General features: G+C 61.6%; 18 protein-coding genes and 1 riboswitch. Of the genes, 10 read left to right on the top strand and 8 right to left on the bottom strand.

What is annotated here, in order from left to right:
- Positions 1-41: 41 nt before the first annotated feature.
- A complete protein-coding gene (locus tag ACHZCU_RS05075; protein ID WP_319517910.1) occupies positions 42-1,025 on the bottom strand; it encodes a C4-dicarboxylate TRAP transporter substrate-binding protein in 984 nt (327 codons plus the stop codon).
- 13 nt (positions 1,026-1,038) lie between these two features.
- Positions 1,039-1,758 carry a GntR family transcriptional regulator gene (locus ACHZCU_RS05070; protein ID WP_319517909.1) on the bottom strand — a complete coding sequence of 240 codons (720 nt, stop codon included), beginning with the start codon at positions 1,756-1,758 and terminating at the stop codon, positions 1,039-1,041.
- A gap of 144 nt (positions 1,759-1,902) precedes the next feature.
- On the opposite strand from ACHZCU_RS05070, the gene uxuA reads away from it, so the two are divergent.
- From uxuA to ribH, 4 genes are all read left to right on the top strand, one after another.
- Positions 1,903-3,099 (top strand): mannonate dehydratase, encoded by a 1,197-nt coding sequence (gene uxuA, locus ACHZCU_RS05065; RefSeq protein ID WP_319517908.1) that lies wholly within the window; start codon positions 1,903-1,905, stop codon positions 3,097-3,099.
- A 217-nt stretch (positions 3,100-3,316) separates the two neighbouring features.
- Positions 3,317-3,482: riboswitch (FMN riboswitch) on the top strand.
- Positions 3,483-3,583: 101 nt separating this feature from the next.
- Positions 3,584-4,615: a bifunctional diaminohydroxyphosphoribosylaminopyrimidine deaminase/5-amino-6-(5-phosphoribosylamino)uracil reductase RibD gene (gene ribD / locus ACHZCU_RS05060; protein WP_319517907.1), complete on the top strand. Its 1,032-nt coding sequence runs from the start codon at positions 3,584-3,586 to the stop codon at positions 4,613-4,615.
- A 5-nt stretch (positions 4,616-4,620) separates the two neighbouring features.
- Positions 4,621-5,826, top strand: coding sequence for a 3,4-dihydroxy-2-butanone-4-phosphate synthase (ribB, locus tag ACHZCU_RS05055; RefSeq protein WP_394706097.1), 1,206 nt, complete (start codon positions 4,621-4,623; stop codon positions 5,824-5,826).
- Positions 5,827-5,878: 52 nt separating this feature from the next.
- Positions 5,879-6,319, top strand: a complete 441-nt coding sequence (ribH, locus tag ACHZCU_RS05050) for a 6,7-dimethyl-8-ribityllumazine synthase (RefSeq protein WP_319517905.1) — start codon at positions 5,879-5,881, stop codon at positions 6,317-6,319.
- 72 nt (positions 6,320-6,391) lie between these two features.
- On the opposite strand, the gene ACHZCU_RS05045 is transcribed toward ribH, so the two are convergent.
- Complete coding sequence (locus tag ACHZCU_RS05045; protein WP_319517904.1) at positions 6,392-7,513, bottom strand: alpha/beta hydrolase; 1,122 nt, start codon at positions 7,511-7,513, stop codon at positions 6,392-6,394.
- Positions 7,514-7,745: 232 nt separating this feature from the next.
- Between ACHZCU_RS05045 and ACHZCU_RS05040 the strand changes: the two genes are divergently transcribed.
- Entirely contained in the window at positions 7,746-8,195 is a 450-nt protein-coding gene (locus ACHZCU_RS05040) for a cyclophilin-like fold protein (protein ID WP_319517903.1), read from the top strand.
- 106 nt (positions 8,196-8,301) lie between these two features.
- On the opposite strand, the gene ACHZCU_RS05035 is transcribed toward ACHZCU_RS05040, so the two are convergent.
- From ACHZCU_RS05035 to ACHZCU_RS05015, 5 genes are all read right to left on the bottom strand, one after another.
- Positions 8,302-8,709, bottom strand: a complete 408-nt coding sequence (locus ACHZCU_RS05035; protein ID WP_319517902.1) for an NINE protein — start codon at positions 8,707-8,709, stop codon at positions 8,302-8,304.
- Between the two features lie 10 nt (positions 8,710-8,719).
- On the bottom strand, positions 8,720-9,055 hold the full coding sequence (locus ACHZCU_RS05030) for a TM2 domain-containing protein (RefSeq protein WP_106303095.1): 336 nt from the start codon (positions 9,053-9,055) through the stop codon (positions 8,720-8,722).
- Positions 9,056-9,146: 91 nt separating this feature from the next.
- Entirely contained in the window at positions 9,147-12,482 is a 3,336-nt protein-coding gene (locus tag ACHZCU_RS05025) for an error-prone DNA polymerase (protein ID WP_319517901.1), read from the bottom strand.
- A gap of 7 nt (positions 12,483-12,489) precedes the next feature.
- A complete protein-coding gene (locus tag ACHZCU_RS05020) occupies positions 12,490-13,938 on the bottom strand; it encodes a DNA polymerase Y family protein (RefSeq protein ID WP_319517900.1) in 1,449 nt (482 codons plus the stop codon).
- Complete coding sequence (locus tag ACHZCU_RS05015; RefSeq protein ID WP_319517899.1) at positions 13,886-14,413, bottom strand: hypothetical protein; 528 nt, start codon at positions 14,411-14,413, stop codon at positions 13,886-13,888. The genes ACHZCU_RS05020 and ACHZCU_RS05015 overlap by 53 nt, the downstream gene beginning before the upstream one ends.
- Positions 14,414-14,714: 301 nt before the next feature.
- On the opposite strand from ACHZCU_RS05015, the gene ACHZCU_RS05010 reads away from it, so the two are divergent.
- From ACHZCU_RS05010 to ACHZCU_RS04990, 5 genes are all read left to right on the top strand, one after another.
- Complete coding sequence (locus tag ACHZCU_RS05010; protein ID WP_319517898.1) at positions 14,715-15,761, top strand: LacI family DNA-binding transcriptional regulator; 1,047 nt, start codon at positions 14,715-14,717, stop codon at positions 15,759-15,761.
- A 130-nt stretch (positions 15,762-15,891) separates the two neighbouring features.
- A complete protein-coding gene (locus ACHZCU_RS05005; RefSeq protein ID WP_319517897.1) occupies positions 15,892-17,145 on the top strand; it encodes a sugar ABC transporter substrate-binding protein in 1,254 nt (417 codons plus the stop codon).
- A 251-nt stretch (positions 17,146-17,396) separates the two neighbouring features.
- Positions 17,397-18,311: a carbohydrate ABC transporter permease gene (locus ACHZCU_RS05000; protein ID WP_394706096.1), complete on the top strand. Its 915-nt coding sequence runs from the start codon at positions 17,397-17,399 to the stop codon at positions 18,309-18,311.
- Positions 18,311-19,204 (top strand): carbohydrate ABC transporter permease, encoded by an 894-nt coding sequence (locus ACHZCU_RS04995; protein ID WP_106303313.1) that lies wholly within the window; start codon positions 18,311-18,313, stop codon positions 19,202-19,204. Before ACHZCU_RS05000 ends, ACHZCU_RS04995 begins: the two co-directional genes overlap by 1 nt.
- A 21-nt stretch (positions 19,205-19,225) precedes the next feature.
- Positions 19,226-21,154 carry a beta-L-arabinofuranosidase domain-containing protein gene (locus tag ACHZCU_RS04990; protein ID WP_319517896.1) on the top strand — a complete coding sequence of 643 codons (1,929 nt, stop codon included), beginning with the start codon at positions 19,226-19,228 and terminating at the stop codon, positions 21,152-21,154.
- Position 21,155: the final 1 nt, after the last annotated feature.

Genomic DNA, 21,155 nt, shown 5'->3' with positions numbered 1-21,155 from the left:
CACGGCCCGTCTGATTGGATGCGATATTTCAGCCGCGATCCTTATTCGGCTGCAATCGCCTGAAGCTGGTCGCGCAGGTCGCCATAGCCGAGGTCGTCGTAAACGACGGCGGTTGCTTCGCGGAACGGTGTCACGTCGATTTCGTTGACGGTGACGCCGCTTTCGACCAGCTGTGCCTCGAGGCTTTCAAGCGCGTCCTGCGTGCCATAGGAGGCGATGTCGCCAGCCTTCAGCGCTTCTTCGTGCAGAACGGTCTGCAGGTCTTCGGGAAGCGAGTCGACCCATGCCGCCGAGGTGATCAGGCCGGTGATCAGGTTGATGTGGCCGGTCTTGGTCACATAGGTGATGACCTCATCGAGCTTGGCGCCGACAACGGCGGGAAGCTGGGCTTCGGCGCCGTCGATGACCTTGGAGGACAGGCCGGAATAGACCTCGCCCCAGGGCAGCGGCGTCGGGGTTGCGCCCATGGCCTCGATCGTGCCGGTCCATACCGGTGCGCCCGGCGTGCGCATGCGGATGCCCGAAAGGTCTTCCGGACCGGTGATTTCCACATTGGTCAGAAGGTGGCGTTCACCCTGCCACCAGTTGAAGCTCAGCACATCGAGGCCGGCATCGTCATGCAGCTTTTCGGCCCACTCGTCGAAAAGATCGGACGTGACAACCTTGCGGATGCCCTCATAGCCGTTGGCGAGATAGGGCGCGCCGAGCACGCCGAACTCATTCACGAAAACGGCAAGGCGTCCGCCGTCGACGACAACGGCAACGGGAGCGCCGGCGCGGGCCTGCTCGAGCACGTCCTCATCGGGGCCGAGCTGGGAATTCGGAAACAGCCGCACTTCGAGCGCGCCGTCGGAGGCTTCGGCGACATTGTCGCGGAAAGCTTCGAGACCCTTGTAGAGCGGGTCATTGGTGGCCAGCGCCGTATTGACGTTCAGCGTATAGTCGGCGGCCAGCGCAGAACCGGCGAGAAGGCTGGCGGCAAGGCTGGCCAGTGCAATGCTGCCCAGTTTGGTAAAATGTATCATGTCGTCCTCCCTATCAGACGTTGGAGTTCGGGGCGGCCTGACGCCCCGGAGCTTCGAAAAATTCAGGCTTTTCCTCAAAGATGGCGGGAAGATCGCTCAGGATCTCCTGCAAATGTCCGCGAACGGCACGTTCGGCGGCCTGTGGATCGCCGGCGCCGATGGCGTCGACAATGGCTTTGTGCTGGGCGGTCAGCTTGACCATCGGAAAGCGCAGAAGGCTCAGATAACGCACCCGGTCCATCTGCACCTTCAGGCCCTCTATGAGCGCCCAGGCCCTTGCCTTGCCCGCGGCATCGGCAAGGGTCTTGTGAAACAGTTCGTCGAGCTGGATGAACCGGCTGGCATCCCGGGTTGCCGCTTCGCTCTGTTCCTTAAGCTGCCGCCGCAATTCATCCACCAGTCCGGTATCGGGATCGGCGGCGAGAAGCTTGACGATATCCGCCTCGATTGCCTCACGTACAAAGCGGGCGTCCATGACGGCGGCCTGCGAAATGCGGCGCACGAAAGTGCCGCGTTGCGGGCGGACCTCAAGCAGCCCCTCTTCGGAAAGCTTGATGAAGGCCTCGCGCACGGGCTGGCGGCTGACGGCGAACCGTGCTGCCAGTTCCGATTCCGAAAGCCGGGAACCCGGCGGCAGTTCATTATGGATGATCAGGTCGCGCAGAATGCCGTGCAGCTGCGATCCGACCGGTGCGCCCGGTGCGATGCTGGTGGCTATTGTCTCTGGCAACATGTCTGAACCTCCCGATAAATTTCAGTCTGCACCATACTTCCATACTAGTCAACAATCTAATTTGGTGCTAGTGATTTCGTATGACAGGGCGAACCTTCTCGCTTAGGTTTGCCCGCGATAACGCATATGCTCAGGGAGAGAATGATGAGGCAGACTTGGCGCTGGTTCGGTCCTTTGGACCGGGTATCCGTCGATGACATGCTGCAGGCGGGCGTGGAGGGTGTGGTGACCGCACTTCACCACGTGGCCACAGGCGCGGTCTGGACGCCGGAAGAGATCGCCAAACGGCAGCAGGAGCTGGCGGTCATGGCCGACGGCACCCCTTCGGGTCTTAAATGGGAAGTGGTCGAAAGCCTGCCTGTTTCGGAAGATATCAAGAAGCAGAAGGGCGACTGGCGCGCGCATCTCGAAAACTACAAGGTCAGCCTCGCAAATCTCAGCCGCGCGGGGATCGAAACGATCTGCTACAATTTCATGCCGGTGCTCGACTGGACCCGGACCGATCTCGCCTGGCGCCTGCCGTCGGGTGCAACCTGCATGCGCTTCGACTATGCCGATTTTGCCGCTTTCGATATCCATGTTCTTGAGCGCAAGGGCGCGGCCGAGGATTTTCCCGAAGCAATCCGCGATGAGGCGGCGCGCCGTTTTGCCGATATGGACGATGCGCGCAAGCAGTTGCTTGCCAGAAACATTGTTTTCGGCCTGCCCGGGGCTGCCGAAAGCTTCACGCTGGAAGATGTGCGCCATCATCTTGGCGAATATGCCGCGATGTCGCCGGACGGGCTGCGCGCCAATTTCACCGCCTTTCTCGAGGAGGTTGCGCCCGTTGCCGAAAAGCTCGGTCTCAGGCTTTGCTGCCATCCCGATGATCCACCCTTCGGCCTTCTCGGCCTGCCGCGCGTGATGTCGACGGAAGCCGACTACAAGATGATGATGGACGCAGTCGACACGCCCGCAAACGGGATTACGCTCTGCTCCGGTTCACTCGGCGCGCGCCCGGACAACGACCTGCCGGGCATGATGGAGCGGCTTGGCGATCGCGTGCATTTCCTGCATCTGCGCAACGTTCACCGCGAGACCGGAGACATCAAGGGATCGTTCTACGAGTCGGAACATCTCGGCGGCGATACCGATATGGTAACACTCGTGGCTGCAGCGCTTGCAGAGGAAAAGCGGCGTCGCGAAGCGGGCCGGGCCGACTGGAACATTCCCTTCCGCCCGGATCACGGTCTCGACATTCTCGATGACCAGAACCGCAAGGCTCAGCCGGGTTACCCGGCGATCGGCCGCCTGAAGGGGCTTGCCGAACTGCGCGGCATCGTCGCCGCGCTCAGCCACTGAGGATGACCGCTCCGGCAAGGTGAAGGCTGGCGTCAGCAGGCTTTCGCGCTGCCGGAGCGAACAACTGCGTCGTGTCGACCGTTTGTCTTGCGTCGTGCCGGCGTGTGGCCGCATTGGCGGGCCGGGTTTCGGGCGTGACGGGCTGTTCACAAATTCACGCTTGTCAAATTTAAATCGCATGTCTAAGTTTATTGGCGTCGGCCGGAAGTCCGGTCGGCGACGTTCTCAGGGCGGGGTGCAATTCCCCACCGGCGGTAATTGCTCTTTTCGAGCATCAGCCCGCGAGCGCTTCGATTTCAGGGAAAACTCCTGATAATCGAAGGTCAGCAGATCCGGTGTGATTCCGGAGCCGACGGTTAAAGTCCGGATGGAAGAGAACAGCGTGTGCCAAGGTGCGCATTGTATCCCATATTGTGGGCGCAATGCGTGTTTTTCCCCGCTTTTTGCCCTGCATGGCGTCTTTGTCGAATGATGAGGCGAAAGCATGGGCATATACCCCGCCGCAGAAAATCTGAATGCCGCCGTCGTGACGGCCGCGCTTGCGCGCGCCATTGAGGGTGCCGCGCGGTTTGCCGGCGCAACATCGCCCAATCCGCCCGTTGGCTGCGTGCTGCTTGATGCCGCCGGCGTGGTGCTTGCCGAAGGGTATCACCGCAAGGCCGGAGCCCCGCATGCGGAGGCCGCGGCCATTGCCGAAGCGCGCGCGGCGGGTCTTGTCAGTCGGGTTCACACCGTTGTCGTCACGCTTGAGCCCTGCAATCATCACGGCCGCACGCCGCCCTGTGCCGATGCCATCCTGGCAACACCGGCCCGGCGCGTGGTCATCGGCGCCCCCGATCCCAATCCCGGGGTGACGGGCGGCGGTGCAGCCCGGCTTGCCGCCGCCGGGCTTTCCGTCACCTTTGCCGGTGCGATGGCCGATGAGCGGGCCCGGCAGCTGGCGCTTCTGTCATCCCGGTTGATCGCGCCCTTTGCAAAGCAGACGGTCACGGGGCTGCCCTGGGTCACGGTCAAGCAGGCGGTCGATGCCGATGGCAATATGGTGCCGCCTGCCGGTGCCAAAACCTTTACCTCGCCCGCATCCCTGACGCTTGCCCATCGCCTGCGCCGCCGCGCCGATGCGATCCTGACCGGTTCCGGCACGATCCTTGCCGATCGTCCCGAAATGACGGTGCGGCGGGTTCCCGATTTTGCCGGCAAGCAGCGTGTACTGGCGATCCTCGACCGGCGGGGAAGGGTTCCTGCGGACTATATCGCGGCGGCTGAAGCGCGCGGCTTTTCCGTCGTCATATCCGAAAATCTGACGGACAGTCTGCAGATGCTCGGCGAACGCGGTGTGCTGGAAGTGCTGGTCGAAGCCGGCCCCTCGCTGACCTCCTCGGTGCTGGAAAACGGGCTGTGGGACGAGCATGTCCATATCCGCAAAGGCGACCCCGACCGGGTTCGCATCTTCCGCCGCGCCAACGAATTTGACGACCTGAACGAGGCGATCTTTCCGCCCGGAGAACAAGAATGACCAAGATGGAACGCAATCTGACCGCCTCTTCGGTGGAAAAGGCCCTTGCTGCACTGAAAGCCGGCGGCATGGTGCTGCTGGTCGATGACGAAACCCGCGAGAATGAGGGCGATGTCGTAGTCGCTGCCGATTTCGCCACGCCGGCGGCCGTTAATTTCATGGCGAAACATGCACGCGGGCTGATCTGCCTGACGCTGACGGGCGAACAGGTCGACCGGCTGGGCCTCAAGCCAATGGTGCAAAACAACCGCGCGCGCCACGAAACGGCGTTCACCGTTTCCATCGAGGCGGCGGAAGGCATTTCAACCGGCATTTCGGCGGCCGAGCGCGCCCGCACCATTGCCGCGGCTGCCAACCCTCAGGCCGTGCCGTCCGATATCGTTTCGCCCGGCCATATGTTTCCGCTGCGCGCGGCCGATGGCGGCGTGCTGGTGCGTGACGGCCATACCGAAGGGGCGGTCGATCTGGCGCGCCTTGCCGGGCTCAATCCGGCAGCCGTCATCTGCGAGGTGATGCGCGACGATGGCGAAATGGCGCGTCGGCCCGATCTGGAAACCTTTGCGAAAACCCACGACATGCCGCTCCTGACCATCCGGGAGCTTGCCGAATACCGCATGCGGACCGAAATTCTCGTCGAGGAAGTTGCCCGGGCAGAACTGCCCACGGCCGTCGCAGGTTTCAAGGCGCATGCGTTCAAGAGCCTGATCGACGGAACCGAACATCTGGCGCTGGTGAAAGGGCCGCTCGGCAATGCGCCGCTTGTGCGTGTGCATTCCGAATGCCTGACCGGCGATGTTTTCGGCTCGCTTCGCTGTGACTGCGGCGAGCAATTGCATCAGGCCATGGCGATGATCGGCGAAGAGGGCGGCGTGATCGTCTATCTCAAGGGCCATGAGGGGCGCGGCATCGGCCTTGCCAACAAGATCCGCGCTTACGGCCTGCAGGAAGAAAAGGGGCTCGACACCCATGCGGCCAATCTGGCGCTTGGCCTGCCGGCCGATGCCCGCGACTATCACGCTGCCGTCCATATCCTGAAAAGCCTGGGCATCTCGCGCCTGCGGCTGCTGTCCAACAATCCGGAAAAGCCCGAGGCCCTGGAACGGGCGGGCTTGTCCATCGAGAAACGGGTGCCGCTGATCACGGCAACAAACCCCTTCAACGAAACCTACCTGGCAGCAAAGCGCACAAAATTCGGCCATATCCTGCCGTAAGCGCTGCGCGCCAGCATCACTTCCGACTTTTGATTCTGAAAGGAAATTCTCTGTGTCTCACCGTATCGCCATCGTCATTTCCCGCTTCAACGAAAAGGTCACGAGCGGCCTTCTCAAAGGCGCGCAAGCCGAGCTGTCGGAACGCGGCGCACCGGTTGCCGATGCCGATATCTTCGAGGTTCCGGGGGCTTTCGAGACGCCGCTGGTGGCGAAAAAACTGGCGCTGAGCGGCAAGTTTGACGGCGTTGTCTGCCTCGGCGCGGTGATCAAGGGGGAAACGGCGCATTTCGAATATATTTCGGAAGCTGCCGCCCACGGGCTGATGCAGGTCTCGCTCGAAACCGGCGTGCCTGCCTCTTTCGGCATTCTGACTACCTACACGGCCGAGCAGGCCTTTGCCCGATGCGCGGACGACAGTCACAACAAGGGCCGCGAAGCGGCTGCTGCCTGTGTTGAAGCGTTGGCGGCGCTGGCAAAGGCGGTGGCTGTTTGACGCGGTATTGACCAGAGCACGGTCAAAGGAAAATGCCTGCCGGAGGGGCTCCGGCAGGCATTTTTATTGTGGTTATGCGAGGTGCTGTTCGAAGAAGCCCTGCAGCTTGTCGAAGGGGATGATGTCGGTCTGGTCGTAGAGATCGACGTGGTCGGCACCATCGATGATCATCATTTCCTTCGGTTCGGCCGCCGCCTTGTAGGCGTCCTCGGTGAAATAGCGCGAATGTGCTTCCGAGCCCGCGATGACCAGCATCGGACGCGGCGAGATTTCGTCGACATAGGTCAGAAGCGGCATGTTCATGAAGGACAGCGGATTGGTCACGGTCCAGCCGGCATTGGAGTTGACCGAACGGGGGTGATAGCCGCGATCGGTCTTGTAGTAGCCGTAATACATGCGGATGACCGGATCATCGATGCCGTCGAGGCTGTCAGGCAGGCCGCCGGCCAACGCCGGTTCGCCGCTTTCGGCATCGTCCCAGCGCTGATAGCTCATCTGGCGCAGCCCCTCGGCGCGCTGTTCGTCGGTCAGGGCGTCATAGTACCCCTTCGCCATCACGCGCGACATGTCGTACATGCTTGTGGTGGCGACGGCCTTGACGCGCTTGTCGGCTGCGACAGCGTTCAGCGCCATGCCGCCGAAGCCGCAAATGCCGATAATGCCGATGCGCTCGCGGTCGACATTGTCATTCAGGCCGAGATAATCGATCGCGGCCATGAAATCTTCGGTGTTGATGTCCGGCGAGGCGACGCTGCGCGGCTCGCCGCCGCTTTCACCGACATAGGACGGGTCGAAGGCGACCGTGACGAAGCCGCGTTCGGCCATCGTCTGGGCATAAAGACCGGCAGCCTGTTCCTTGACCGCGCCGAACGGGCCGGCAACGGCGATTGCCGGAAGCTTGCCCGCCGCACGCTCTTTCGGCATGTAGAGGTCGCCGACAAGCGTGATGCCGTAGCGGTTGGTGAAGGTGACCTTTTCGTGGTCAACCTTGTCGCTTTTCGGGAAGGTCTTGTCCCATTCTGTCGTCATTGTCTCGTCCGTTTCTGTTGTTGTGGTCTGGGCGGATGCCGAAGCGGCAACGAGGGACGTTGTTCCGAATGCCACGGCGCCGGCGCCTGCAGCCTTCAAAAGGGTGCGACGGCCGGTATCGGCGATTTCGTTATGCGAGCCTTCCTGGGGAATTTCACGGGTCAAAATGTGTTCTCCTGGCGGGTTTGTTTTCCTTCCCGGCTTATATGGTTCCCGTCGCGGCGCGGATTAGTCGGGCTCTCTTCATTGTGGTGATGAAGGAAATTCATGAATGCCGCTTCACCTGTCTTTGATGCGCCATTTTCAGTATTTCCTGCTAATAGAGCGAGCGGGCCTGACCGGCGCTTTCGCAAATCAACGCAATCCTTGCCTCGACACAAACCAATGGAGCCATGTGATGAAGACACGACCCCGCCTTGTGAACCGCCGCAGCTTTCTTGCCGGAGCGTCCGCGACTGTTCTGCTGCCTTCGATCCTGCGCGCCCAGGACGGTTCGCTGAAGCTGCAATGCCGCTTCGATGATCAGACCGTGACGTATACGCTGTTCGATAATCCGACGGTCCGCGATCTGGTTTCGATGCTGCCGCTGGAACTGACGATCGAGGATTTTTCCAACAATGAGAAGATTGCCCACTTGCCGCGCCGTCTCGATGAAGGCGGCCTTGCGCCATTTTCGGACGAGACGCCGGGCGATCTCTGCTATTTCCTCGGCTGGGGAAATCTGGCCTTCTTTTACGCAGACTACCAGTTTCGCAACGACCTGATCCGGCTCGGTCATATCGATGGGCCGCTCGATCCGCTTACGCATCGCGGAACCTATCCGCTGCGGGTCGCTCTGACCGATTGACAGTGTCAGAGACCGGACGCGTTCCGACCTGACGCGTGCGGCGAAAGTCGCCTTGCGCAAACAGCCGCCTGGGCTGTTTGCGCAAGGCCGGGAACCGGACGGCTTTTCAGCCGGATGGTATGGCGATCAGCCTGCCGGCGCCGTCATGCTGTTTTCCGACGATCAGGCGGAAGAACACGAAAATCGTGTGCACCACATCGGCCAGGAAGCAGAGCCCGGCAATGGCCAGAAACCTGCCATCGGCAGATGCTGCGCCGGCCAGATAGAAGAAAACGGTCGCTGCAAACAGACCGAAATCGATAAAGCCGTGCACGATATTGCCGATGTAGAAATGGTGCACGCCGACAATGCCGAAAACACCGCAAAGCGCGACGGCGGTGCCGTAGCTCTTGCTGCTGATGTTTTCGGGAGCAGCCTGACCACGTGCGGTCACGCTGCCGCAATGCGGGCATTTCGGTGCGGAAAAGGCGATTTTCTCGCCGCACCGGACGCAAAAGCTCCAGCCGTGTTGCATGTCGATCAGCCTAACGGGAGAGCTTCAGGCCCTGCTTGTCGCGGAACGAACCGACGATGATCATGACGAAATCGATGATCGTCCAGATGCCGAGGCCGCCAAAGGTCAGGAGCATCAGGATGCCGGTGCCGATCTTGCCGACATAGAAGCGATGGATGCCGAGGCCTCCGAGGAAGAAGCAAAGCAGGGCTGCCGCGACCATAGTCTTGCTGGAAACCTGCTGGGCAGCAAGCGCATTGGGCGCACCGCATTGCGGGCATGACTGGGCCGTGGTGGCCATCTGGGTGCCGCAGACGTTGCAATAGGCGAGCGTGTTGGCGTTTTCGGCGGTCGTATCCAGGGACATGAATAACCTTTCTCTGTCAATAATAATTGCGCTTTTGCATGATTCGTAACAGCTTGCAATCTATTGATGTCGTTGGGGAATATGACCTGTCTCAATGAAAATCGCGGCTCGGGAACAGCTTCTTGGCCTGTTCGCGCGGGTGGCGGGCGCGGGGCTGGAGCTTGACCCGGCGCGGCGTGGCGTCGGCTTTCGGGTCGTTGACGCCGATGGCGTCGTCCATCGGGTGGCCGAGTTCGGACAGGCGCCAGGAACAATCCTCGATGGTTTCGGCAATGATATGGACGACAACACCTTCGCGCTGCAGTTTGCCCGTCACCTTCAGGAGGCGTCCGCCCATCACCGTGCGGCGGAAACGTTCGTAAACCTTTTTCCAGACCACCACATTGGAAACGCCGGTCTCGTCCTCCAGCGTCAGGAAGATGACGCCGGAGGCGGTACCGGGGCGCTGGCGGGTGATGACGAGGCCTGAGACACTGACGCGGCGCTGGCGGGTTGTGGCAAGGTCGCTGTGAAGCGTCAGCCCCGGCATGTTGGGCCGCAGCAGTTCCATGGGATGGGCGCGCAGGCTCATCCGGGTGGCGACATAATCCTCCACCACCTGCTCTCCAAGGTTCATCACCGGCAGCATCACATTCGGCTCGCTGATATGTTCACCATCGATCGGATCGTTGAAGAGCGGCAGCGGTTTCGGCGCGCGGATCGCTTTTACCCGCCACAGCGCATCGCGGCGGGATAGACCGGCATCGGCGAAGGCATCGGCCTCGGCGAGGCGCTCCAGCACCGCGGGTAAAAGGCCAGCGCGCAGCCACACGTCTTCCGGCGTCTGATAGCCGTTGCCGCGCGCGGTCTCCAGCCATTCGGCATCTTCCTTTTTCAGTCCCTTGATCTGGCGGAAGCCGAGGCGCAGCGCGTGAGCGCCATCGGCGCGGCGCTCCAGCGTGCAGTCCCAGGCACTGTGATTGACGGAGACGGGACGCACCTCCACCTGATGTTCACGGGCATCGCGCACGATCTGGGCCGGCGCGTAAAAGCCCATCGGTTGCGAATTCAAAAGCGCGCAGGCAAAGACCGCCGGATAATGGCATTTCAGCCAGGCCGAGACATAGGTGAGCATGGCAAAGGCGGCCGCATGGCTTTCGGGAAAGCCGTAATCGGCGAAACCCTTGATCTGGGCAAAGCAGCGCTCGGCGAAATCGCGTTCATAGCCATTGTCGAGCATGCCGTTGATGAACTGTGTCTCGAAGACGCCGATCGTGCCCACATGGCGAAAGCTTGCCAGCGAGCGGCGCAGCCGGTCGGCATCTTCGGCAGAGAAACCGGCTGCGACCACGGCAATCATCATCGCCTGTTCCTGAAACAGCGGCACGCCCTTCGTCCTTTTCAGAACGTCGCGCAATTCCGGCTTCGGATAGGTGACCTCCTCATGTCCCTGTCGTCGCCGCAGATAGGGCTGCACCATGCCGCCCTGGATCGGTCCGGGGCGGACAATCGCCACCTCGATCACGAGGTCGTAAAAGGTTTCGGGCTTCATGCGCGGCAGGAAGTTCATCTGGGCGCGGCTTTCCACCTGAAACACGCCGATGGCATCGGCGTTTTGCAGCATGTCATAGGTTGTCGCATCCTCCTGCGGCACCTCGGCAATGGTCAGAGGACGATTGTAATGCGCTTTTAAAAGGTCGAAGCTTTTCTGCAGGCAGGTCAGCATGCCGAGGCTTAAGACATCGACCTTGAGAATGTTCAGTGCATCGATATCGTCCTTGTCCCATTCGATCACGGTGCGGTTTTCCATGGCGGCATTTTCGATGGGACAGAGTTCGTCGAGCCGGTCGCGGGTGATGACGAAGCCGCCGACATGCTGGGAGAGATGGCGGGGAAAACCGATGATCTCGCCAATCAGGCGGATGGTCTGGGCAAGCCTGCGGTCGGAGGCGTCCAGCCCGACCTCGCGCAGGCGCTCCGGCTCCGCGCCCTTGCTGGAAATGCCCCAGATCTGGCCGGAAAGGGCAGCGGTGACATCGCTGGAAAGCCCCATCACCTTGCCCACTTCGCGAATGGCCGCGCGCGAGCGGAAATGAATGACGGTGGCGCACAGTCCGGCATGGTCGCGGCCATATTTGTCGTAAATATACTGGATGACGGTTTCGCGCTTTTCATGCTCGAAATCGACATCGATATCCGGCGGCTCGCCGCGATGGCGGGAGACGAAACGCTCGAACACCATGGAAATCATGTCCGGGCTGACATCGGTGATGCCGAGCGCGAAACAGAGGATGGAATTGGCCGCCGAACCGCGCCCCTGGCACAGAATGCCTGTCTTGCGCGCATACATGACGATGTCGTGCACGGTGAGAAAATAGGCGGCAAAACCGAGTTCATCGACCAGCGCCAGCTCTTTTTCGGCAAGCTGGCGGTGGCGCTCGGGAATGCCCGCCGGGTTGCGGCGTTTCAGCCCTTCCCAGGTGAGCCGGGCAAGACGTGCCTGCGGGGCTTCGCCGCGCGTGATTTCCGCCGGGTAGTTATAGGAAAGCTCGCTCAGGTCGAAAGTCAGCCGCGCGGCGATTTCCATGGTGCGACGGATCGCGGCCGGATGATCGCGGAAGATATGCGCCATTTCATCCGCGCCCTTCAGCCGCCGTTCGGCATTCGGCAAGGCCCGGTGGCCGATTGCATCGATGGTGATGTGGTGGCGCATGCAGGTCAGCACATCGGCAAGCTGGCGGCGGCTGGCATGGTGCATCAGCACGTCGCCGACGGCGACCATCGGCGCGCCGGTCTTGTGCGACAGGGCGGCGACGGCCTTCAGCCATGCCTGGTCGGAACCGTCATAACGCGGGGCAGCCCCGGTAAACACATGGCCGGGAAAGCACCGGGCCGCCTGTGCGATATGGTCTTCGCTCTCCGCTGTCCTGTCCGTGGCGGGCGGCAGTGCGATCAGGATGGAGCCTTCGGCCCCGTTCAGCATGTCGGAAAGATAAAGCAGGCATTCGCCCTTTTGCGTGCGCAGCTTGCCACGGCTCAAAAGCCGCACGAGCTTCTGATAGGCGGGCTTGTCGCGGGGCAGGGCAATGAAATCGACCGGGCTGTCGGAAAGCACCAGACGACAGCCGACAATCAGGCGCGGCAGGCGGAAGGCTTGTGACTGTTGCGGTGCAGGGGGCTGAGGGCTGACCTCGTCCACGGGCACGCGTGAGGACGGGTCGAGGCGTTTTTTGCTGCCCGTTTCGCCCTCTTCCGGGGGCGTTTCCAGCCGGTGGCGGATTTCCTTCAGTTCGCGAAAGCCGCGCACGACACCTGCCAGCGAATTGCGGTCGGTTATCGCAATGGCGGCAAGCCCCAGGGTTGCGGCGCGTGCCACCATTTCCTCCGGGTGCGAGGCGCCGGTGAGGAAGGTAAAATTGGTGGTGACGCAGAGTTCGGCATAATCCATGACGGCCTCACGCAAACAGGCCGTGCACGAACCAGCCGGGGGCCTGCGGCGTGTGATACATCCACAGTCGCAGTCCCTGACGGGTTTCCACCTTCCAGTAATCGCGCAACCCCGAGCGCCAGCTTTCATCCGGCCGCCACCATTCCGGCGCGATCCGCTCCGGGCCGGTTGTGCTCGCCGTTTCAAGGCGCATGCGCCGCCAGGAAAAACGCGAAGGCGGGCGGCGGGCGGGTGCGGCGGTGACCGGTTCGGGTGCAAAAAGCTTCAGCGGGCGGGGGCGGGGGGCATGCCAGTCCATATCGATCCGCCCGGCCGTGGCCGGCAGTTCGGCAAAGCCGCGTTCGGGAATATGGCTTTCCACCGGCTGGAAGCGGAGGATATTGTCGATGCCGATCCTGACGCCGAGACGGGTTATCAGGTCGTCCAGCGCATCTGCCGGGGCGGTGCCGCTGTCGCTCAATTGTTCAGCCGGCAGGTTTTCGACAGAGGTCGCCTCAAGCCGCATCCGCTCGATGCCGAAACCGGCATCGACGGCGGCGACGGACCGTTCGAACAGGCTGAGAATGCGCGCGGCCTCCCGCATTGGCCTGGCCAGCCGCAATTCGCAGGTTTGCGCCGTGGAATCGGCCCGCGTCAGGGTAAGCCGCAAGAGCCGAGCACCGGATTCCCGGGCTTTCAGCTTTTGGCAAAGCCTTTCGACGAGGCGCGACAGTGCGGCCATGACATCGTCCATGAGGCCGATGGGGTCCGGCAGCATTATCCTGACGCCGTAATGCGGCGGCTCGGAAAGCGGAGAGACGGTTTCGCCGCGCTGGCCGGTTGCCTGATCGAGCCGTTCGATCAGCGCCATGTCGAAACGCCGCGCCAGCGTTGCCCGCGGCAGGGCGGTGAGATCGGCAATGGTGTTGAGGCCGAGGCGTTTGAGGGCCGTATCGGTCTTCTCATCGGTTCGCAGGGCGGCGACCGGCAGCGGGCCGAGCGCCTGTGCGGTCTTGCCTGTGCCTGCAATGCCGGGCGCGAAATGGGCAAGCGCCCATGCCGCGCCGCGCGTATCGGCAATGCCGATCTTCACGGAAAGCCGGGTGCGGGCAAGGCGGTCTTTCATATCCTCCAGCATTGCGGCCTCGCCGCCGAAAAGATGGGCTGCGCCGGTAATGTCGAGCACCAGCCCGTCCTCGCCATCAAGCCCGGCATGCGGCGTGTAGCGCGTGGCCCAGCGCGCCAGCATGGTCAGAAATCGCCGGTCGGCGTCAATGTCGGCGGGGCGGGTGACAAGGTCGGGGACATAGGCGCGGGCATCCGCCACGCCCATGCCGCATTCCAGCCCCTGCCGCTCCGCCGCTTCATTCAGCGCATAAAGCCGCTCGTGATTGCTCTGGATGGCGATGATGGCGAACGGACCCTCAACCGGGCGCAGCCTCAGGGCCCGCTCGCTCGGCAATCTCGGAAACCACATGGATACGACGCGCCGTTTCATCCCAGCCTACGGTCCAGTTTTTATTTGTTCCTGTTTTGTTCTTTATAATGGACCAGTCCTGCAGAGTCGAGTCGGAAGCTGAAAAGCGCGGTTTGCAGAGCCAGCGCGTGGTCGCCGCCTGATTGCCCATGCCCTCGGGAAACAGTGACAGACCGATGGTCCTTCCGGTTTCTGCCGCAAGCTGCAAACGGCGGCCGGGTGTGAGCTCGACCTGTCTGTCGAGTTCCATGACGACCAGCCGGACCGCGCCCGAGCGCAGGCCCTCCTCGGCGCAGGCAAGTGTTTCGGTCTGGTCTTTCGTCCGGGCAATGATGAGGTCTTTGGGGTCGAAAAAAGCGGCGGTGCCGACGGGGTTGAGCGTCTCGGAAAACCATTCCGGCTTCACCCACAGCACCGGGCCGCCTGTCTGCCCGGCCAGGCTTGCCGCAAAAAACGCAGCGCCGGCGCCGGACACATCATGCGCCCGGCCGGCTTTCAACGGAAAAAGGCTTTCAAGGTCATCCTGCATGGAGGGATGATATAGTGATTATCAGGAGAATGAAAAGGGAACAAATGCGCGCACACGTTGGAAGATTTCACCGTGGAACAGACGTGCGATATCCATATCACGGCGGCTGAAAAAGTAAGCAAATATTTACAATAACGTCTCTTGACAGCAATCGGTGAATATGAAAACCTGATTGCGCAAACGATAAACCAACGATGAGCAAACGATTGCTCAAGCGTTTCGGGTGGTTTGCGCCGGGAGGAATATTTTGGCGGACAGGGTGTCGAAACTGCAATCGGCAAGCGCTTACCAGCGCAGCACGATCCGCGATGTCGCGGCGAAGGCGAATGTCAGCGTGACGACCGCCTCGCGGGCGCTCAATGGCACCGGCCGGATGTCTGACGAAACCCGAAAACGGGTGCGTGCCGCCGCCGCTGAACTCGATTATCGGCCGAATTCCATTGCGCGCGGTCTGGTGCAGCAGCGCTCCTTCACGCTCGGCCTTCTGACCAACGATATGTATGGCCGTTTCACGCTGCCGGTCGCAGCCGGCCTTTCGGCCGCCATGGCGGATCGCGGAGTCTCTGTTTTTCTGAGTGCCGGCGAATATGAGCCGGACAGCCTCAAGCTGACCCTCGGCGCCATGGAGGAAAAGCGCGTCGACGGTCTGGTGATCACCGGCAAGCGCATCGATCGCGGCCTGCCGATCGACCTGCCACCGCTTGGCATGCCGGTGGTCTATGTCTATGCGGCAGCGCCCGAAGGCGCGGTCAGTTTCGTGCCGGACGACACCAATGCGGCCAGGGACGCGGTCCGGCATCTCGTGAGCCTCGGGCGCAAAAAGATCGCGCATATTACCGGTCCGCGGGCTTTCAAGGCGGCGAGCCTGCGCGAAGCCGGGTGGCGTTCGGCGCTTGCCGAGGTCGGGCTGGAGCCCTTCGGCGAAGCGATGTTTTCCACATGGACGGAGGCGCACGGCTACGCGGCGGCGCATGCGCTGATTGCTGCGGGGGAGCGTCCGGATGCGATTTTCTGCGGCAATGACCAGATTGCCCGCGGCGTGATCGATGCCTTTGCGCTGATGGGGATCAGCGTGCCCGATGACATTGCCATTGTCGGTTTCGATAACTGGGAGGTCTTCGCCGCTGCCACGCGCCCGCCGCTGACGACGGTGGATATGGGGCTTCCGGGCCTTGGACGAAGCGCCGGTCTGGCGCTTCTCGACATGATTGACGGCGAGCCCGTCGCGCCGGGCATCCGCGAGACGCCCTGCACGCTCGTCGTCAGAGAATCCTGCGGTGCAAAACCCGACTGAGCTTTGCGCCGGGAAACCGCCCCGCCAGTGTGAGACGCCGGTTTCAGGGGAGGGAATTGCGCAATTTGCGCAAACGTTGGCTCAAGCTGTTTTGAGCGGCAGCATGATTTTTAAACGGGAGGTAATGGAAATGAATATCAGGACTTTTCTAGGCGGTGTGGCGATCGCCGCAATCGCATTGCCGGGGCTTGCCCAGGCGGAAACATTCTCGCTCTGGGTCCGCTCCGACGGCTCGGAATTCATGCCGAAACTGGTCGATGCCTTTAATGCAAAAGGCGAGGACAAGGCCGAACTGCAGATCGTGCCAGTGAATGAGCTGGTGCAGAAATATGCGATTGCGGCCGCCGGCGGCTCCGAGCCGGACGCGCTTTCGCTCGACCTGATCTACACGCCGTCCTTTGCCCAGGCAGGGCAGTTGAAGGACATGACGGAATTCGCCAAGTCCTTGCCCTATTACGACCATCTGTCGAAGGCGCATCTGACGGTCGGTACCTATGACGGCAAGATTTACGGCATGCCGTTCTCTGCCGATGCCTCGGTGTTGGTCTGGAACAAGAACCTGTTTGAGGAAGCAGGGCTTGATCCCGACAAGGCGCCGACAAACTGGGCGGAGGTCCGTGAGGATGCCGAGGCGGTCTCAGCGCTTGGCGATGAAACTTACGGCTTTTATTTCTCCGGCAATTGCGGCGGCTGCAACATCTTCACCTTCATGCCGCTCGTCTGGGCTTCCGGCGGCGTGCTGTTCGAGGATGAAGGCGCGAAGGCAACGGTGACGACGCCGCAGATGAAGGATGCGATCGAGTTTTACCGCGGCATGGTCGAGGACGGGCTGGTGCCGGCAGGTTCCCAGACCGATTCCGGCTCGAACTTCTTTGCAGCCTTTGCTGGCGGCAATATCGGCCTCACCCCGTCTGGCTCGTTCGCCATCGGCGCGCTCAACAACCAGTATCCCGACCTTGAATACGGCGTGACCTATTTGCCGGGCAAGGATGGCGACTGGTCGTCCTTTGCAGGCGGCGACAATATTGTCGTTTCCGCCAAGACCGAAGATGAGAAGATGCCGGCCATCCAGGCCTTCATCGAATTCGCCTACTCGCCCGAGGGGCAGAAGATCCTGGCGCAGAACGGCTCGCTGCCGGTGCGTGACGATGTTGCCGAGCAGGCGCTGGAAGGACTCGATGCCCGCTACATGATCGCGGCCGAAGCCATGGCCAAGGGCAAGACGCCCTACAGCCCGGTCTTCAACGACCTGATCAACTCGCTGAACGGCCCCTGGATCACCATGCTGAACCGCGCCTTCTTCGCCGACAGCGAAGACGAGGTTGATGACGCCATGGCCGAAGCGCAGGACGAAATGCAGTCGATCATCGACTCGTCCCGGTAAGCGCAGACCTTTTGGGAAAAGCACAACCGCCGGCCCTCGGGGGCCGGTTGGAATGACTGCTGACTAACCGCACTTTCCTCACGTGTCACCCTCGGGCTTGACCCGAGGGTCCATGGCAAGACGCCTCATGGATGCTCGGGTCGAGCCCGAGCATGACACGGACAGAGACGTGGGGCCTGTCAACGAACCACCGGCCTTCAGGGCCGGTGGCCACCCTTTTAATGCGAAAGGACTTTGCCATGTCTGACGGGATAGTGGCCGGCGCGGGCGCACCTTTGCCGAAACGGCGAAGGCGGCGGCGGTCTTCACAATGGACAGGCCTGATCTATGTTCTCCCCGCGCTGGCGCTTGTCACCGTGTTCTTCATCGTTCCGCTCGGCATGACGGTATGGATGTCGCTGCACAAATGGCCGCTGATGGGCCTGCCGCGCTATATCGGTCTGGACAATTACGAGCGGCTGCTGTTCGACAAGAGCTTCTGGTCGTCGCTGTGGTTCACCATCCAGTATACGGTTGTGGTCACCATTGGGCTTCTCGGCTTTGCCATGATCCTGGCGCTGATCGTGCAGGGGCAGGGACGCGCGGTTTCGACGTATCGGACCATCTACTTCCTGCCTGTGGTGACCGGTTTTGCCTCTGCCGCGCTGTTGTGGGTGTGGCTTTCGAATGTCGATACAGGCCTGTTCTCGCCGCTGGCGCAGGATGTCGGACTGACCAAGGGGCGGGTCAATATTCTCGCCAGTTACACGCCGGCCTTCTGGTCGGTCATCGTCATGGTCGTCTGGAAAATGGCCGGTTTCTACATGGTCATCCTGATGAGCGGCCTGCAGGCAATTCCGGCGGATTATCAGGAGGCCGCGCGCATCGACGGCGCCAAATGGCTGCAGCGGTTCCGCTACATCACCATGCCGCTGATCCGCAAACCTTTCGCGCTGGCGCTGATCCTGTGCGTCTCGGGCTCGATGCTGGCCTTCGACCAGTTCTACATCATCTTGAGCGGCGGGCCGCAGAACAAGACCGTCACGGCCGTCTACAAGATCTTCAATGAAAGCTTCGTCTCCTTCCGCCTGGGCTATGGCGCGGCACTGTCGATGGTGCTGCTGCTCATCCTGCTCGTTCTCAGCGTGTTGCAGCTGACCATGCTTGGCGATCGAAAGGACAAATGATGTCAACGGCCGTTTCCACTTCACAGCCGGCAACCGCAGCGCCTGCCACCCGTCGCGGCCGGTTTCGCTATCACCGCGTCCTGTTTCATGTAACGGCGGCGCTTGTGGCAGCGCTTTTTCTGGCGCCGCTGGTCTGGGTCATTCTGGCCAGTTTCCGCACACCGGCGGAATCGACCCAGCCGCCCCTGCCGCCGTGGCCGACCGAGGGCTTCAGCATTTCCAGCTATGAACGGCTGGAAAATTTCGGTCAGTCGGTGCTGCACTATTCCGGCAATTCGCTGTTTGTCGCCGTCGGCACATCGGCGCTCACCATCGTCGTGGCCATTCTCGCCGGCTACGGTTTTTCGCGCTATCGTTTTCCGCTGAAGGGGTTTGCCTTCGTACTGATCCTGTCGACGATGATGATCCCGTTCCAGTCGATCCTCACCCCGCTGTTTCTGCTGCTGGCGAAGATGGGGCTTCAGAACACGCTGATCGGCCTCGTCTTCATCTATTCCACGCTGCAGCTTCCGTTTTCGGTTTTCATGATGCGCAACGCTTTCGATGCGGTGCCGAAGGAAATCGAGGAGGCGGCCCGCATGGATGGCGTCAAGGGCGTGCGCATGCTGGTTCAGGTGATGGGACCGCTGGTGCTGCCGGGCGTGGTGACCGTCGGTCTGTTTGCCTTCCTCAATGCCTGGAACGAATTCCTCGCAGCCCTTGTGCTTTTGACCGACCAGTCGAAATTCACGCTTCCCGTTTTGATGACCGCCGTGCGCTATGGCCGCTACGGCTCGGTTGACTGGGGCGCGGTGCAGGCGGGCGTCACGCTGATGATGATCCCCTGCATGATCCTCTTCCTCATTCTCCAGCGCTCTTACATTCGCGGCCTGACGGCCGGAGCGGTGAAATAAGCTTTCCGAAAGGACAACAAGATGAACAAGCCTCTCAATGCTGGCGATGCCCTTCAGCCGAAATCGAAATTCCGTCCGCTTTCCGTCAATCAGGTCGAGGTCGGCGGCTTTTTCGGCCCGCGCGTCGATGTGATCGCGACCACCACCGCCAAACTTCTGTTTGACCGCTGCATCGAAGCGCGGATGCTGGAACAGGTCGACCCGGACCTGCCCAATCCCGGCGTTGTCATCCCCTTCGACCACGGCAACACCGTCACCACCCAGATGTTCTGGGATTCCGATTTCGGCAAGAGCATCGAAACGGCGGCCTATGCGCTGAACCGCAAGCGCGATGAAGAACTCGAAGCCCGCGTCGATGACGTGATCGACGCCTATGGAAGGCTTCAGGCCGAGGACGGCTATCTCAATTCCTGGTATCAGCGCATTCAGCCGGGTCAGCGCTGGACCAATCTGCGCGACCGTCATGAGCTCTATAATGCCGGCCACTTGATCGAGGGCGCGGTTGCCTATTACCACGCCACCGGCAAGCGCCGCTTCCTCGATATCATGTGCCGTTACGCTGATTGTATCGACCGGACATTCGGGCCTGATGGCGACAAGAAACGCGGCTATCCGGGCCACCCGGAACTGGAGCTGGCGCTGGTCAAGCTCGGCCGCGTAACCGGTGAACAGCGCTATCTCGATCTGGCGAAATTCTTCGTCGACGAGCGCGGGAAAAAGCCGAATTATTTCGATCAGGAGGCGGTCGCCCGCGGCGACAAGCCGGAGGATTTCCATTTCTCCACGCTCGAATATTGCCAGGCGCACAAGCCGGTGCGCGAGCAGCGCGAAGTGGTCGGCCATGCCGTGCGCGCGGCCTATCTTTATGCCGGGATGGCGGATGTCGCGACCGAGTTTTCCGATGACAGCCTCAATCCGGCGCTGGAGGCGCTGTGGTCGCACCTGACCGACAAGAACCTCTATGTCACCGGCGGCTTCGGCCCTTCGAAGGACAATGAGGGGCTGACCTTCGATTACGACCTGCCCAATGCAAGCGCCTATGCGGAAACCTGCGCCTCCGTCGCGCTCGTCTTCTGGGCAAGCCGCATGCTGGGGCGCGAGCCCGATGCGCGGTTTACCGATGTGATGGAACGGGCGCTCTATAATGGTGCGCTGTCGGGGATTTCGCAGGATGGCACGCATTTCTTCTACGACAATCCGCTGGAAAGCCACGGCAACCACCACCGCTGGCGCTGGCACCGTTGCCCGTGCTGCCCGCCCAACATCTCCCGGCTGATCGCCTCGATCGGCACTTATTTCTACGGCGTGGCGGAAGATGAACTGGCGCTGCATCTTTACTGCGAGAACGCGGCCGAAATCGAGGTTGCCGGCACGAAGCTCGGCATCAGGCAGGAAACGCGTTACCCGGAAGATGGCCGGATCGCCGTCACGCTTCAGCCGGAAACGCCTGTCCAATTCACGCTTGCGCTGCGCGTTCCCGGATGGGCCAGGGGCTTCTCGCTGGAAATCAATGGCGAGGCGTCAAAGATCACGCCGGACAAGGGCTATCTCAGGATCCGCCGTCAATGGCAGGCCGGTGACAGGATTGCGCTGGACCTCAAGATGGAGCCGGAAATGCTCTACGCCAATCCGAAGATTGCGCCGGATCAGGGGCGAATGGCGCTTTTGCGCGGTCCCTTCGTCTACTGCGTCGAGGAAACGGACAATGCCGCACCGCTCAATGCCTATGTCATCAAGGATGGCACGCCGGTGACGCTGGACCGTGCCGAAGGGCTTGATGGCGCCGTTGCCCTGAACGTCGATGCAACGGTCGAAAGCCAGCCGACCGACGCGCTTTATTCCGGTACGCCGCCGCAGCGCGCGGCAGCGAGCCTGAAAGCCATACCCTATTATCTCTGGGACAATCGCGCGCCGGGCGAGATGCTGGTCTGGCTGCGCAGGGAGGCGTGAC

Source organism: uncultured Martelella sp. (assembly GCF_963677965.2).
Taxonomy (GTDB): domain Bacteria; phylum Pseudomonadota; class Alphaproteobacteria; order Rhizobiales; family Rhizobiaceae; genus Martelella; species Martelella mangrovi.
Note: the sequence above shows the minus strand (reverse complement) of the source record. Positions and strands in the feature narration are given on the sequence as shown.

What these genes read in the sequence shown, in the direction of transcription:
- uxuA (WP_319517908.1), top strand. Translation starts at nt 1,903, where the DNA reads ATGAGGCAGACTTGGCGCTGGTTCGGTCCTTTGGACCGGGTATCCGTC.
- ribB (WP_394706097.1), top strand. Translation starts at nt 4,621, where the DNA reads ATGGAACGCAATCTGACCGCCTCTTCGGTGGAAAAGGCCCTTGCTGCA.
- ACHZCU_RS05075 (WP_319517910.1), bottom strand. Translation starts at nt 1,025, where the DNA reads ATGATACATTTTACCAAACTGGGCAGCATTGCACTGGCCAGCCTTGCC.
- ACHZCU_RS05025 (WP_319517901.1), bottom strand. Translation starts at nt 12,482, where the DNA reads ATGGATTATGCCGAACTCTGCGTCACCACCAATTTTACCTTCCTCACC.
- ACHZCU_RS05030 (WP_106303095.1), bottom strand. Translation starts at nt 9,055, where the DNA reads ATGTCCCTGGATACGACCGCCGAAAACGCCAACACGCTCGCCTATTGC.
- ACHZCU_RS05020 (WP_319517900.1), bottom strand. Translation starts at nt 13,938, where the DNA reads ATGTGGTTTCCGAGATTGCCGAGCGAGCGGGCCCTGAGGCTGCGCCCG.
- ACHZCU_RS05005 (WP_319517897.1), top strand. Translation starts at nt 15,892, where the DNA reads ATGAATATCAGGACTTTTCTAGGCGGTGTGGCGATCGCCGCAATCGCA.
- ACHZCU_RS04990 (WP_319517896.1), top strand. Translation starts at nt 19,226, where the DNA reads ATGAACAAGCCTCTCAATGCTGGCGATGCCCTTCAGCCGAAATCGAAA.
- ACHZCU_RS05070 (WP_319517909.1), bottom strand. Translation starts at nt 1,758, where the DNA reads ATGTTGCCAGAGACAATAGCCACCAGCATCGCACCGGGCGCACCGGTC.
- ACHZCU_RS05035 (WP_319517902.1), bottom strand. Translation starts at nt 8,709, where the DNA reads ATGCAACACGGCTGGAGCTTTTGCGTCCGGTGCGGCGAGAAAATCGCC.
- ACHZCU_RS04995 (WP_106303313.1), top strand. Translation starts at nt 18,311, where the DNA reads ATGTCAACGGCCGTTTCCACTTCACAGCCGGCAACCGCAGCGCCTGCC.
- ribD (WP_319517907.1), top strand. Translation starts at nt 3,584, where the DNA reads ATGGGCATATACCCCGCCGCAGAAAATCTGAATGCCGCCGTCGTGACG.
- ACHZCU_RS05040 (WP_319517903.1), top strand. Translation starts at nt 7,746, where the DNA reads ATGAAGACACGACCCCGCCTTGTGAACCGCCGCAGCTTTCTTGCCGGA.